The organism is Clostridium sp. YIM B02500 (assembly GCF_022324665.1).
Classification (GTDB): Bacteria; Bacillota; Clostridia; order Clostridiales; family Clostridiaceae; genus Clostridium; species Clostridium beijerinckii.
The window spans coordinates 60,794-74,870 of sequence record NZ_JAKGTE010000018.1 but is presented as its reverse complement, the minus strand read 5'-3'; the positions used below and the strand labels follow the sequence as shown (position 1 = coordinate 74,870).

10 protein-coding genes are annotated in these 14,077 nt (G+C 30.1%); 7 read left to right on the top strand and 3 right to left on the bottom strand.

Going from position 1 to position 14,077, the window contains the following annotated elements; translation table 11 throughout:
• Positions 1–5: 5 nt before the first annotated feature.
• Positions 6–1,466: a HAMP domain-containing sensor histidine kinase gene (locus tag L1S46_RS15590; protein WP_023976057.1), complete on the top strand. Its 1,461-nt coding sequence runs from the start codon at positions 6–8 to the stop codon at positions 1,464–1,466.
• 237 nt (positions 1,467–1,703) lie between these two features.
• Positions 1,704–2,540 carry a hypothetical protein gene (locus tag L1S46_RS15585; protein ID WP_238900384.1) on the top strand — a complete coding sequence of 279 codons (837 nt, stop codon included), beginning with the start codon at positions 1,704–1,706 and terminating at the stop codon, positions 2,538–2,540.
• Positions 2,541–2,957: 417 nt separating this feature from the next.
• Here L1S46_RS15585 and L1S46_RS15580 read toward each other — a convergent pair whose 3' ends face one another.
• Positions 2,958–4,670, bottom strand: coding sequence for a methyl-accepting chemotaxis protein (locus tag L1S46_RS15580; RefSeq protein WP_238900383.1), 1,713 nt, complete (start codon positions 4,668–4,670; stop codon positions 2,958–2,960).
• Between the two features lie 617 nt (positions 4,671–5,287).
• Positions 5,288–5,629, bottom strand: coding sequence for a helix-turn-helix domain-containing protein (locus L1S46_RS15575; RefSeq protein ID WP_077868828.1), 342 nt, complete (start codon positions 5,627–5,629; stop codon positions 5,288–5,290).
• Between the two features lie 347 nt (positions 5,630–5,976).
• On the opposite strand from L1S46_RS15575, the gene L1S46_RS15570 reads away from it, so the two are divergent.
• Together L1S46_RS15570 and L1S46_RS15565 are read left to right on the top strand one after the other, a co-directional pair.
• Positions 5,977–6,612: a flavodoxin family protein gene (locus L1S46_RS15570; protein ID WP_023976053.1), complete on the top strand. Its 636-nt coding sequence runs from the start codon at positions 5,977–5,979 to the stop codon at positions 6,610–6,612.
• A 50-nt stretch (positions 6,613–6,662) separates the two neighbouring features.
• Positions 6,663–7,505 (top strand): aldo/keto reductase, encoded by an 843-nt coding sequence (locus L1S46_RS15565; RefSeq protein ID WP_238900382.1) that lies wholly within the window; start codon positions 6,663–6,665, stop codon positions 7,503–7,505.
• Between the two features lie 215 nt (positions 7,506–7,720).
• Here L1S46_RS15565 and L1S46_RS15560 read toward each other — a convergent pair whose 3' ends face one another.
• Complete coding sequence (locus L1S46_RS15560; protein ID WP_343217272.1) at positions 7,721–8,641, bottom strand: glycoside hydrolase family 18 protein; 921 nt, start codon at positions 8,639–8,641, stop codon at positions 7,721–7,723.
• Between the two features lie 400 nt (positions 8,642–9,041).
• Between L1S46_RS15560 and L1S46_RS15555 the strand changes: the two genes are divergently transcribed.
• The 3 genes from L1S46_RS15555 (at position 9,042) to L1S46_RS15545 (ending at position 14,069) form a co-directional block, all read left to right on the top strand.
• A complete protein-coding gene (locus L1S46_RS15555; protein WP_238900381.1) occupies positions 9,042–10,766 on the top strand; it encodes a sigma 54-interacting transcriptional regulator in 1,725 nt (574 codons plus the stop codon).
• A gap of 289 nt (positions 10,767–11,055) precedes the next feature.
• A complete protein-coding gene (locus tag L1S46_RS15550; protein WP_238900380.1) occupies positions 11,056–12,600 on the top strand; it encodes an acyl CoA:acetate/3-ketoacid CoA transferase in 1,545 nt (514 codons plus the stop codon).
• A gap of 74 nt (positions 12,601–12,674) precedes the next feature.
• Positions 12,675–14,069: a GntP family permease gene (locus L1S46_RS15545; protein ID WP_012059527.1), complete on the top strand. Its 1,395-nt coding sequence runs from the start codon at positions 12,675–12,677 to the stop codon at positions 14,067–14,069.
• The last annotated feature ends 8 nt before the right edge of the window (positions 14,070–14,077 follow it).

Below are 14,077 nucleotides of genomic sequence, written 5' to 3'. Positions count from 1 at the left end.
AATACATGAAGTTGTGGCTTAAAATATATCTTTTTTCGTTACTATTACTTGTATTCACTTTGAACATAGCTGGATTTATATTGATACAAAAACTTCATAATGATCTGCTAGAAAAAGAAGTTGATAAATGCCTTGCAGAACAAAAATTTGCTTCTTCACAATTAAGTGTTAATTCTATGTATATGCAGAAAATCTATTCAAGTAATACCTACGATATAAATATATTAATTGGGACTTTAATGGATGAATATAATAAGGCTACTAATAGTGGAGCAGAACAGCATGGAGACGTAGAAATTTTGGATTCTAGGAATAATATATTATTTTCAGACATGAAATTTCCATTTTCAAACGAAAAGGATGAACTAGAAGACCTTTTGCCAGGAAAAACTAACTATATTATTAGGACAGTAGATGGTAAACAGTATTTGTACGCTAGTAGCTTAGTTAATGTATATGACTATCCAATAAAAGTACACTATGCGAAAGATATTTCAAATATATATTCTGAAAAAATAAATCAATATGCTCTCTTTATGAAATTAGATATTTTAATCTGTTCTATTTTTGCTATATTTATGTTTTTTATAAGCAAATTAATAACAAAACCAATAAATACATTAATAGCTTCGACCCAGAAAATATCCCTTGGCCAGTATTCAGAAAGGGTGAAAATTAAATCAAGAGATGAGTTTAGCGTGCTTTCCAATAATTTTAATCTTATGGCACAGACAATAGAAGATAAAATAAACGAACTTGAAACATCTAATATTGAGAAGGAAACCTTTATAAATAATCTGACTCATGAACTTAAGACACCTTTAACTTCAATAATTGGATATGCAAATCTAATTAGAACATCAAAATATAATGAAGAGGTATTTGTTGAAGCTTCGGATTACATATATAAAGAAGGAAAAAGGCTTGAAAAGATGGCTTTTAAAATGATGGATTTAATTTATACAAAGACTCAAGAAATCGAGTTAATGCCTGAAAAAATATCTACTATAATAAACGAGGTTAGAAGATTGTTATCTAGTAAACTTAAAGATAAAAATATAGACCTAATTATTGAAGGAGAGGATTGCGTACTAGATATAGAAAAGGATCTAATTACTATGGCATTATCTAATCTAGTTGAAAATGCTATAAAAGCATCTAAAAATAATTCGAAAATATATATAAAAATATACACTTTTCAGAGTAAAACTCACCTATCTGTTGTAGATTCAGGTTTAGGAATAGCCAAAGAACATTTAGATAAACTTTGGCAGCCATTTTATGTGGTTGATAAAGCTAGAAGTAGAAAAAATAATGGAGCTGGAATAGGTCTTTCTATATGTAAAAAGATAGCAGAGGTTCATAATGCAGATATTAAAATAAATAGTAATTTAGGTATAGGAACGGAAGTTACTTTAATTTTTAATAGTCATATTGCTGAAATAAATGATAAGCATGTGAATTAAAAGGTACGAACGTAACTTATATACATATCTTAAAAATAGTTTTAGATAGTTTGAATAAAAATAATCGTAAATAGAAATAGAGAGTTCTGGATTTTTGATTGAGTTTATTAGTGAAGTATATGTAAGTTTACAACTATTTCACAACTATAATAAACTTTTGGGACATTCAAATTTTATACTTAAAGAGTGGGGTAAGTACTTACGCACAATTAAAAAATATATTATGGAGGGATTATTGTGCATTCTAAAAAAATAGTAGCAGTATTGTTAACAGTAGGAGTAGTAGCATCTACTTTTGCTATATTTAATCAAATTAATATGAAAGGAGCTTTTGCAGATACTATAAAACAAAATGTTGTCTACACTAAAGAGGATACTTCATCAGTTTCTCAAGATGATGGTACAGGAAAAATAACTGGTGATGAGAAGGAAGCTTATAGGCAGAAATCCTTAGATATTTTAAAAGATTATTTTAACATATCATCAGTTGAAGAAAATGATGATTTTAAGTTTAGTGCATGTATATTAAATGAAAAAACTTTGGATGCAATAAAGCCATTAGAAAAAAAAGATATACAAGATTCATATGATAAGAAAGAAATATCTAAGGAAGAATATGATAAGGAAATGGCTTATGCTGAAGAAAATGATAATGGACTTAAGGATAGGGTAGCAAAATTAAAGCACGGAATGGTTCAAACTGGATGGGTTGGAATTAATGAAGATAAATGCTATATGTTTGATTTTAATGAAAATACAAAGGAGATAGATACTGTATTAGTTAGTGAAGGATATCTTGATAAATCTAGATCTAAGTTAACAATGTCCCAAGAACAATTAAAAAATACAGCTGAAGATTTTATTAAGCAGCATAAGCTAGGGGATATAGAAAAACCTAAATGTATACTTACAGCTGGGCATCGCCTTTTTTATCAAGATGAAAATGATTCTTCTAAAAAAGTGGAGATATTTATTAGTTCATATACAGGTAAGGTAGATGGTTTTTCGATAAAAGCATATGCAGATTTAGAATACAGTATAGAAATTAATGAAACTAGGCTTGGCACTAAATAGGAAAACCTTAAGCTACTAGTCCTAATTCGGAATTAATATATTCTGGAAAGTTATTAACATCAGTTTTAATGCTACCAGGATATATAACTCTATTAGATTTGATTATTCATATGCTGTGATACCCATTTACTGAAGCGTTAGCAAAATATTTGCTAACGCATACCATGAATCAATCAGCAGATAATTAGTTTGGGTAGCTGGAATAAATTCACCCGTGATAGACTAATGATTCCATGAGTATGAGCCTAGAAGCCTTGAACTTGTGCTTCCATGTCTATTACAAAAAAGAAATAGCCTATGCCAATTTTATTTGATAATTTATTATATTATCAAATAAAATTTGTAAAGGCTATTTTACATTTTATATGAGATTTGCAAAGATAATTTTAAATTTTCATAAATTATTTTGATTTTGTATTATATCTTAAATCTTTGAATCATTTCATTAAGTTTTTGTGAAAGTTCAGCTTGGCTTTGAGCAGATTTTGTAACATCTGAAAGAGCAAAGGTAACTTCAGTAATGCTATTTAATATTTCTTCTGTATTTGAGGCAGATTCTTGAGCTACTGAAGATACATTTTGTATTGCACCGCTTATCTGCATTATAACTTCATCCATTTGTTTTGAAGAAGTGGCAGATTTATCTATAATATTACTTATAAATTCAGAATCCTTTTCATATTCAATTCCTGTATTCATAAGGAGTTCATAATTAGGTTTAACATTGTCAGCCATAAATTCAAGAACATCTTGTCCACTTTTTGATAGACTTTCCACAGAAGCTTCAACTTGTGATACCATGGTTTGAATATTATAAACTGCATTGGAAGATTGTTCAGCAAGTTTTCTAACTTCGTCAGCAACTACTGCAAAACCTTTTCCATGTTCACCAGCTCTAGCGGCTTCAATAGCAGCATTTAGAGCTAATAAATTTGTCTGCTCTGCTATACTTCCAATAGAATTTGCCATTATTCTAACTTCTGACACTATTTTAGAATTTTCAATTGATTCTAAAATGTTTAAACGATTTTTATCATAAATTAAATTACTTTCTTCAATACTTTTTGAAGATTTATTTCTAATATTATAAGCACGTTCTTTTATTTCATTTACTGATGCTAATGAATTTTCTGCATCTTTAGCAATGGAATTTATGGCGCTACTTATTTCTTCTGTTGATGCAGTTACTTCTTCTGTAGTAGCACTTAAATCTTGAACACCTTTAGATATATGCTCTGTGGATTCATTCACAATTTCCATTTTAGAAGCAATTTCTTCAGTAGTAGCAGAAAGTTCTTCGCTTGTGGCGCTTATATCACTTGAGCTGTTCATTATTTCAACAATTAAATTCTGTATATTTTCTTTTGCATTGTTTAATGCCATTGAAAGATTACCTATTTCGTCTTTAGAGTCAACAGTTATAGTTTTAGTTAAATCACCACTACCAATAGCTTCAGCAAAGATTAAAACTCTTTTTACTTGTTTTGAAATCATAAATGAAATTGATAAACCTAAAATAACAGCTAGTAGTAAACTAATAAGTATTATTGAGATTGTTATGTATAAAGATCTTTTAAAAGTTGAGTTATTTTCAGAATAAGAAGCATCGGCTTGGTTAACATTATTTTTTATTAATTCATCCATGCTCAAATATATATTTTTTCTGGTTTCGGTAACTTTAGAATAATTTTCATCAGCTTCACTAAAATTATTCTCATCTACGTATTTTATTATTGAGTTAGATAAATCAACATATTTATTAAAGTTTTCTTTAAGGTTTGAGAATGCAGGTTTCTCAGATTCAGAGATTAAAGTGCTTTCATATATTTTTATAAGGTCATTATTCTCGTCAATTAAGTCTTTAATGTCTTTTTTTACTGTATCTTTTTCGCTGACATTTCTTTGATAAGCAAGTTTTAGCAAATCTGAACGTATATCAGAAATATTTTGCTTTAAAGTAGTTAAGTTATTTATTGAGGCCAAGTTATAATCATGCATGGAAGTTGCATTGTTATTAATTATATTCATATTATATAATCCAATAAAACCAACAATACATACCAAAATTGAAACAAAAATAAAAGTAGAAATAAGTTTATGCGATATTTTTAAATTTTTAAACCAAATCATTAAATCAACCCCTCTTTATTTTTTTATGCGAAAGTTTTTTATTTTCCCACCTCCATTAAAAGTTCAATATAAATAGTTTATATTTGAGAAAAGTTGTAATTAAAAGTCTACATACTCCTTGATTTTAATTCATAGAAATTTAGTTTAAACTACCAGCTATTGCAAACCAAATAACACGATGTAAAATGAATTATATTATGTAGAATCTATATATTTATAATAATCGAAATTAAAATTAAAAAATTGAGAGAAAATAAAGAAAAATGCAGAAAAAACTAAAAATATAACCAAATATGGTTATAAGATATCTTGAAATTTAAGGTGGGTTAAATAATTTTTTATAATAATATTAATATGGTTAAATTATTATGAGTGATGGTAGCCATGAAATCAATAATAAATATTTAGAAATGCTATAGTTATAATACTAACAAGTAGTAACATATTTAAAGACATAAAAAAGTATAATAGTAGATGAGACAGAGGAAGGGCATTGAAATAAATTATGCAATAAAATAATTAGTAAAAAGACAAGACTGATGCATTTAAAGAATAAAGAAGAATCAGCTATAAAGGAGAAGGTTCTTCTTTATTTTAATTATAGAAAAGTAATAGAATTAAACACATTTATTATCTAATTCAGGGTAGTGTTTAACCGACCAAGACTCAATTTGCTTAATAATACTAGTAAGCTCTTTTCCTTTATTAGTGAGGGAGTATTCAACTTTTGGTGGAATTTCTGCATAAACCTTTTTACATACAAGTTCATCATTTTCTAATTCTTTAAGTTTTTCATTTAACACTTTTTGACTTATTCCTTCAGTCATTCGTTGAAGTTCTAGGAATCTTTTTGGTTCATTATATAAATGACATAATAAAACTGCCTTCCATTTTCCTCTTATAAAATCCATTGCAAAATCTAATAAGCACACATAACTTCTTCCGTTATAATTTACCATTTAGTTACCCGCTTTCATTTTTTAATATTTATAAATGTTACTAGATATTAGTATAAACAACCTATCTTATAATATCAAATCAATTAAGTAAAATGTATGTTATTAATAATCTTGGAAGATTGTATGGGATAATGGCTATTTTCCCATGACTATTAGAATAAGTTATATATTGCGAATTATAATAAGGATATCATTGTTTTATGAAAAATTTATTATGACCTTACATGTAGGTTATTCAATAATTCTTACCAAAAAGTAAGTTGTCTAACTAAAAAGTGCGTACTTGTTACTTACATTACTGAGTTATATAATCACATCATGATCTTAATATTATGGAGGTATGTATTATGAAAGTAGTTGCTTTTAATGGAAGTCCTAAAAAGAATGGAAATACTTACGAGGCAATAAAAGCTGTAGCAGAAGAATTAAAGAAAGAGAATATAGATGTAGAAATAGTTCATGTTGGAAATAAGGTTATACGTGGATGTATGGCTTGTGGCGGATGTGCCAGAAATATGAACGAAAAGTGTGTTATGCAGAATGATGAAGTTAACGATTGGATTCAAAAGATGAAAGAAGCTGATGGAATCATTCTAGGCTCTCCAGTGCATTATTCTGCCATAGCAGGAACTATGAAATCATTTTTAGATCGTGCGTTTTACGTTACATCTGTAAATAATGGCATGCTTAGACACAAAGTAGGTGCAAGTGTTGTCGCAGTTAGAAGGTCTGGTGGAGTTCCAACATTTACCCAGTTAAATAATTATCTTAATTATTCTGAGATGTTAATGCCAACATCAAACTATTGGAACGTAGTTCACGGTACAGCACCAGGAGAAGCAGTTCAGGATGAAGAAGGAATGCAGATAATGAGAGTTTTAGGAAAGAACATGGCATGGTTATTAAAACTTGCTGATTCTGGGAAAGCTAATGTAGAAGAAAGTAAAGGTGAAGAGAAAGTATTTACTAATTTCATAAGATAGAGTTTAAAATAACAAGGACTAAATTAATAAATTATAAGGAGGAGGAGAGTATGATAAGTAAGTTTGATAAAACAGTAACTTTAAGTAATGGTGTAAAAATGCCATTATTAGGTCTTGGTGTTTTTAGAGCAGAAGATACTCCAGAACTAGCTAATGCAGTAAGGGCTGCAATAAAACATGGTTATAGAAGTATTGATGGTGCAGCTGTTTATGGCAATGAAGTGAGTATGGGAAAAGGAATTGCAGAAGGGATAAAAGAAGCTGGCATTTCCAGAGAAGATTTATTTATAACATCTAAGGTTTGGAACGCTGATTTAGGATATGAGTCTGCAATAAGGGCATATGATGAAAGTTTAAATAGGCTTGGCCTTGATTACTTAGATTTATATCTTATACATTGGCCTGTAGCAGGAAAATATAAGGATGCTTGGAGAGCTTTAGAATACTTATATAAACAGGGAAAAATAAAGTCTATAGGAGTAAGCAATTTTCAAGTAAGCCATCTTGAGGATTTAATGAAGGATTCAGAAATTAACCCAATGGTAAATCAAATAGAATTTCATCCTCGCTTAACACAAATGAAGGTGAGAGAGTTTTGTAAACAAAATAATATTCAAGTTGAAGCATGGTCACCACTTATGGTTGGCAAGTTATTTGATAATGAAGTATTAAAAGAGATTGCTAAAAGCCATAATAAATCTGTTGCACAAGTAATATTACGTTGGGATATTCAAAATGATGTTGTGACTATTCCTAAGTCTATAAATGAAAGCAGAATAATAGAAAATTCAAAAATATTTGATTTTGATTTAACTGACGAAGAAGTAGAAAAAATAAATTCATTAAATGAAGATTTTAGGGTAGGACCTGATCCAGATAATTTTGATTTCTAATTACTTGAAGACATTATTTTAAGATAATTTATGTTTTAGTAGTTTTAAGTTCACGAGCGAAAAATTCGTAATTTGGTATTTCAGAAAAGATTAAAAACTAAATTTAATAAATTAGTATTTCAAAAATTAAATTAAATGGTATTTTAAAAGATATATATTTATAAGAATAGGATGAATTAAGTTACATCCTATTTTTATTTTTTATGCATGTAATATTATTCGTTTAAACCTGTCCATAATTTATTTAGAAGAATATCATTGTAATCTTGATTATATTCCCAAAACATTGCGCCACCGAGGCCTTTTGATTTTATATATTTAACTTTATAGTCAATTGATTCTTCATCCTCATAAGTAATAAATGAATCATAATTTTTTAAATAAGCAGCTTTTGCTTCATAATCCCAGTATCTAGTCCAACCATTTTTATTTATATAATTTTCAAGTAGATTTCCATATGAAAGATATTCATGACCATAATACCCATAAAAAGGAATGCCTAAATTAATTTTCATAGCTGGAACACCTGCCTGCAAAAATATGTTTACTGACTCATCACAGCTAAAACCTGATCCATAGGGGGAAGAAGTTGGATAAAGATTTGCATTATGAGTATTATAACCAAAGTCATAAGTCATTAAATTTATATAATCGCAGATATTTAATATTTCATTAATTTCAACATTATTAATGTAAAATTTATCTGCTCCAGCTGCAATACTGAGTATTTTATTCGTTCCAATTTTGTTACGTATAGATTTAAGTAAAAGCGTGAAATTTTCTTTATCTTTAGGAGTACATTTAATTAGGTTACAAGAGCCGCTAACAGGATATTCCCAATCAATGTCTATTCCATCTATACCATATTTATTTACGATATCCAGGCAGCTATTTGCAAAACTACTTCGTGATGACTCTAAATATGCTGCATCGGAAAAGCCTTCAGCCCCCCACCCACCTATTGAAAGGATGACCATTAATTTTGGATTTTGAGATTTTAATGATACTAAATTCATTAAATTTTGATCATTAGGAATAAAAATTGAACTGTTTATAATACTTCCAAAAGCATAATTAATATGAGTTAATTTGTTAGGATTTACATTAGTGGTGGCACCGTGTATATATCCTACTATTCTATATTTAGCTGTATTAGATGAATAATAAGATGAAGTTATTCTTTTTATTTCTATCAGTCCTTTCTAAATGCTTATAAAATATTTATATTTAATTTAAGTGTCTCATGATCTAAGTACAATGCGTTGCAGATATTAGGAGTTTTAGATTGAATTTTTATAGTTTTTCGGAATCAAAATATTTATGATTTTGGTAAGTTAGCACATAAATATAGTTTTAAAGGCGAGTATCTAGATTTTTAAAAGTTTTATTTGTATTTAATAAAAGTATATGTGGAAGGCTTATAAATGGGAATATAAAGCTGAAAACCATGTTCCAGAATAGTTACTTTATCACTTGTATTTACTTGGAATCTTTAGTAAAATACTTAAAAATAAGATTTAAGAGAGAAGGTGTTACATGAGCAACAAACCATTATTCAAAAATTATATTAGTAAGCTTGAAGTAATATTAGATAATATGTTTAATGCAATAATTGCAGTTGATAGTAACAGCAAAATACTTTTTATTAATGAAGCGGCTAGTATTCTTTTTGATATAGATAGTAAAGGTGGTTTAGGCAAGAATATTAATGAAATAATGCCAGATCCAGATATAGAATACTTTCTGTCAACTAAAAAAGAGGAAATTAAAAGGCCGATAGTAGTTAATGAATTGAATTTGATTTTGAGTATCATACCTTTTGGAGAAAATACTAATACACAAGGATCAATGCTGATTTTTAGTAATGTAACAAATTATAGTCAGTTAATTCATAAGCTTGAGGAAGAGAGGGATAGCAAAGAAATACTAAATACTGTAATTGAAACTGCTTATGATGGAATGATTATCATTGATAAGCAGGGGATAGTTACTATGATCAGTAATGCCTATACAGAATTTTTAGGGATTAAGAGGGAGGATGCTATCGGCAGGCATGTAAATGAAGTGATAGAAAATACTAGAATGCCAATAGTATTAGAAACTGGAAAAGAAGAAGTAGCACAACTTCATAAGATAAAAGGAAGCTATATGATAGCCTCAAGAATACCAATAGTAAAAAATGGAGAAATTATTGGGGTAGTGGGTAAGGTCTTATTTAGAAATGTAAAAGAATTAAATAGCCTTTATAAACGAATAAGCGTTATAGAAAAGGAATTAGCTACTTATAAATCAAGGTTTAGAGAATTCAATAAAGCAAATTATTCGCTTGAAAATATTATAGGTGAGAGTGAACCTATTGTTATGGCTAAAGCCATAGTTGAAAAAGCAGCTCATACAAATTCAAATGTTCTAATTTTAGGGGAAAGCGGGACAGGTAAAGAAATCTTTGCACATGCAATACATTCGGAAAGTAATAGACATGAAGGGCCATTTGTTAAAGTTAATTGTGCAGCAATTCCAAGTGATTTACTTGAATCAGAATTATTTGGCTACGAAGCAGGAGCTTTTACAGGTGCCAAAAAAGAAGGTAAGATAGGAAAATTCGAGATTGCAAATGAAGGTACTATATTTCTAGATGAGATTGGAGATATGCCTCTCCATATGCAGGTAAAGCTATTAAGAGTTATTCAAGAAAGAGAAGTTGAAAAGGTTGGTGGCGTAGCTAGTAAAAAGATTAATATTAGAATAATTGCTGCAACAAATAGAAATCTTGAAAGATTAGTTGAAGAAGGTAAGTTTCGTGAAGATTTATATTATAGACTTAATGTCGTAACAATTGAAATTCCACCTTTAAGAGAAAGAGGAAATGACATAATACTTATTTCTAATCATTTAATAAAAAAGCTTTCAGTTGATTTAGATAAGAAGGTTAGAGGAATCTCTAAGGAGGCTGAACAATATCTTAAAACCTATGAATGGAAGGGTAATGTAAGGGAATTAGAAAATATATTAGAGCGGGCTATAAACATTATGGAGAATAGTGAGATTATTGAAGTGAAAGATTTACCGAAAGAGATCACAGGCAAAAAGGTTTCAATGGTTCCTAAGAAGCTTCAAGATATTCTTGCTGAAAGTGAAAAAAATGCTATTATTCTTGCCCTTAGGGCTGCGGATGGTAATAAAACTAAGGCAGCAAAAATTCTTGATATAGGGCGTACTAGTTTATATGAGAAAATAGAAAAATATAAAATACAGACATAGTTGTTCGTTCTTACGAACAACTATGTTTTTTATGAAAAATAATTGTACGGAAAATCGCACATAATGTAAATGTTTACTCAAGAAATTGTACGAAATAACGAACAAAAACTTTCTATTATTAAGAATTTTTTATGAAATTACTTATAGAAAAGCGCAGTTTTACGTTGAATACATGCTCGAAATCTTGGCACGGATATTGCTTATATAAATAAGTGTAAAAGGAATTATAAATAAAATATTACACTCTTGCTTTATGGAGTATATAAAAGTGTGAAAAGGAGGAGCAAAGATGAACAAGATAATGTCAGTCGAACAAGCAATCTCCTTAATCAAAAGTGGAGACACTGTTGCATTTGGTGGATTTATAGGTGCTGGACATGCAGAAGGGGTTTCTAAGAAACTTAAGGAAATATACTTAGAACAAGGTGCCCCTAATAATTTAACTCTTGTTTATGCAGCGGGACAAGGAGATGGTAAAGAAAAAGGTTTGAATCATTTAGGACAAGAAGGTCTTCTTTCAAAGGTAATAGGTGGTCATTGGGGATTAGCTCCTAAGATCCAAAAGCTCGCAATTGAAAACAAAATAAAGGCTTACAATCTTCCACAAGGAGTAATATCTAGCCTTTATAGAGATATTGCGGCAGGTAAACCAGGTACAATTACTCATGTTGGTTTAAAGACTTTCGTAGATCCAAGAGTTGAGGGAGGAAAATTAAATGAATGTACAACAGAGGACGTTGTAAAGGTTATCGAAATTGATAATAAGGAATATCTCTACTACAAAGCATTTCCTATAGATGTATCTATATTAAGAGCAACATATGCAGATGAAGATGGAAATGCAACTCTTCAAAAGGAAGCAGCAACACTAGATGGTTTAGCTATGGCACAGGCAGCAAAAAATTCTGGTGGAAAAGTAATTCTTCAGGTTGAGAAAATAGTCTCTAAGGGAACTTTAGATCCAAAGCTTGTAAAAATCCCTGGAATACTTGTAGATGCTATAGTTGTAGCTAACAGTGAAGACCATATGCAGACATTTGCTGAAGCATTTAATCCAGCCTATAGTGGAGAAATAAGAATGCCAGTAGATTCTATCGAATGTCTTTCAATGGATGAGAGAAAAATAATAGCAAGGCGTTGTGCAATGGAACTTATACCAAATGCAGTAACTAATCTTGGTATAGGTATGCCGGAGGGAATTTCAATGGTTGCCAATGAAGAAGGAATAGGAGATACAATGAGATTAACTATTGAATCTGGCCCAATTGGTGGAATTCCAGCAGGAGGTTTAAGTTTTGGTGCAGCTATAAATCCAGATAGCATTATAGATCAATCATCTCAATTTGATTTTTATGATGGCGGAGGGTTAGATGTAGCATTTTTGGGACTAGCTCAATGCGATGAAAAAGGCAATATAAATGTAAGTAAATTTGGCCCTAAGATAGCTGGGTGTGGAGGATTTATAAATATAACTCAAAATTCAAAAAAGGTTATATTCTGTGGGACATTTACAGCAGGAGGACTTAAAATTAATGTTGCTGATGGCAAGTTAGTAATCGAAAATGAGGGAAGGTCAAAGAAGTTTATTAAGAACGTTGAACAAATTACATTCAGTGGAGATTATGCTAGAGATGTGAATCAACCGGTATTATATATAACTGAAAGAGCAGTTTTCAGATTAACAAAAGATGGAGTAACATTAGAAGAAATAGCTCCAGGGGTAGATTTACAAAAGGATATTATTGATCAAATGGACTTTAAGCCAATAATATCAAATAATTTAAAAACAATGGATGAAAGAATTTTTAAAGATAAGCCTATGAAGTTGAAGTAACAACTAATATAAGTGAATAGGATACGGATAAAATATTTGAAAAGAAAAATAATAAAATAACGGAGGTTTTGTATATGGCAGTTATAGGAATTTTATTAAGCTTAGCACTTTTAATGTTTATGGCCTATAAGGGGTTTTCAGTTATTGTTTTCGCACCTATATTTGCGATTATGGCAGCTATATTTTCAGGAATGGCGATTATGCCAACTTATACGGAAATATTCTTACCTAACTTGGGTAACTATGTAAAAGTTTACTTTCCGTTCTTCTTACTAGGTGCAGTATTTGGTAAGGTTATGGAGCAATCTGGTGCAGCAAAATCAATAGCAAAATTTATAGTAGATAAATTAGGAAAAAAACGAGCTATGCTATCTGTAATACTAGCAGCAGCTATACTAACTTATGGTGGAGTAAGTCTTTTCGTTGTAGCATTTGCTGTTTATCCATTTGCAGCTTCTATATTTAAAGAAGCAGATATACCAAAGAGACTTGTTCCTGCAACTATTGCTGTTGGTGCTTTCACATTCACAATGGACGCGCTTCCAGGAACACCTCAAATTCAAAATTCTATACCAATGAAATTCTTTAATACAGATTTATATGCAGCTCCTATATTTGGAACTCTAGGTGCAATTATGGTTTTAGTTTGTGGTGTATCCTACTTAGAATGGTGCAAACGCAAAGCTCAGGCAAAAGGAGAAGGATATGGAACAAACCATAAGCAAGAGCCTGTAATTGTTGAAGACAGCAGCTTGCCGAATCCATTTATATCAGCATTACCATTAGCATCGGTACTTATAGTGACTCTAGTTCTTCAAAAAGTTGTATTTCCTAAATGGGATATCGTTTCTTGGGTAACTAAAGCTCCATACAACATACCGGAAGCTGGTGTTGTAGGTTCAATGAATAACTGGGCTCTTATGATTGCACTTGTAATTGGTATTACTCTTGCAGTATCAATTAACCCAAAACGTATGAAAGGAAACTTTGCTGCAGCAATTAATGCTGGTGCAATTGGATCACTTTTAGCAGTTATGAACACAGCATCAGAAGTAGGATTTGGTAATGTTATCAAAACTTTACCAGGATTTCAATCTATAGCTCATGCTTTAACTAATATTAACCCAGATGGAAGCCCATTACTTTCAGAGGCAGTTACAGTAAATGTTCTTTCAGGAGTTACAGGTTCTGCTTCAGGAGGAATGAGTATAGCACTTGATACTTTTGGAAAACAATATTTAACTTGGGCAAATAGTGTTGGAATAGATCCACAATTACTTCACCGTGTTGCTGCTATGGCTTCAGGTGGAATGGATACATTACCTCATAATGGTGCAGTTATAACTTTACTTGGAATTGCAGGGTTAACTCATAAACAATCATATAAAGATATATTTGTAATCACTTGCATAAAGACAGGAACTGTATTTGCATTAATAGCATTACAAAGCTTATTACATTTTGTTTAATTAGAATT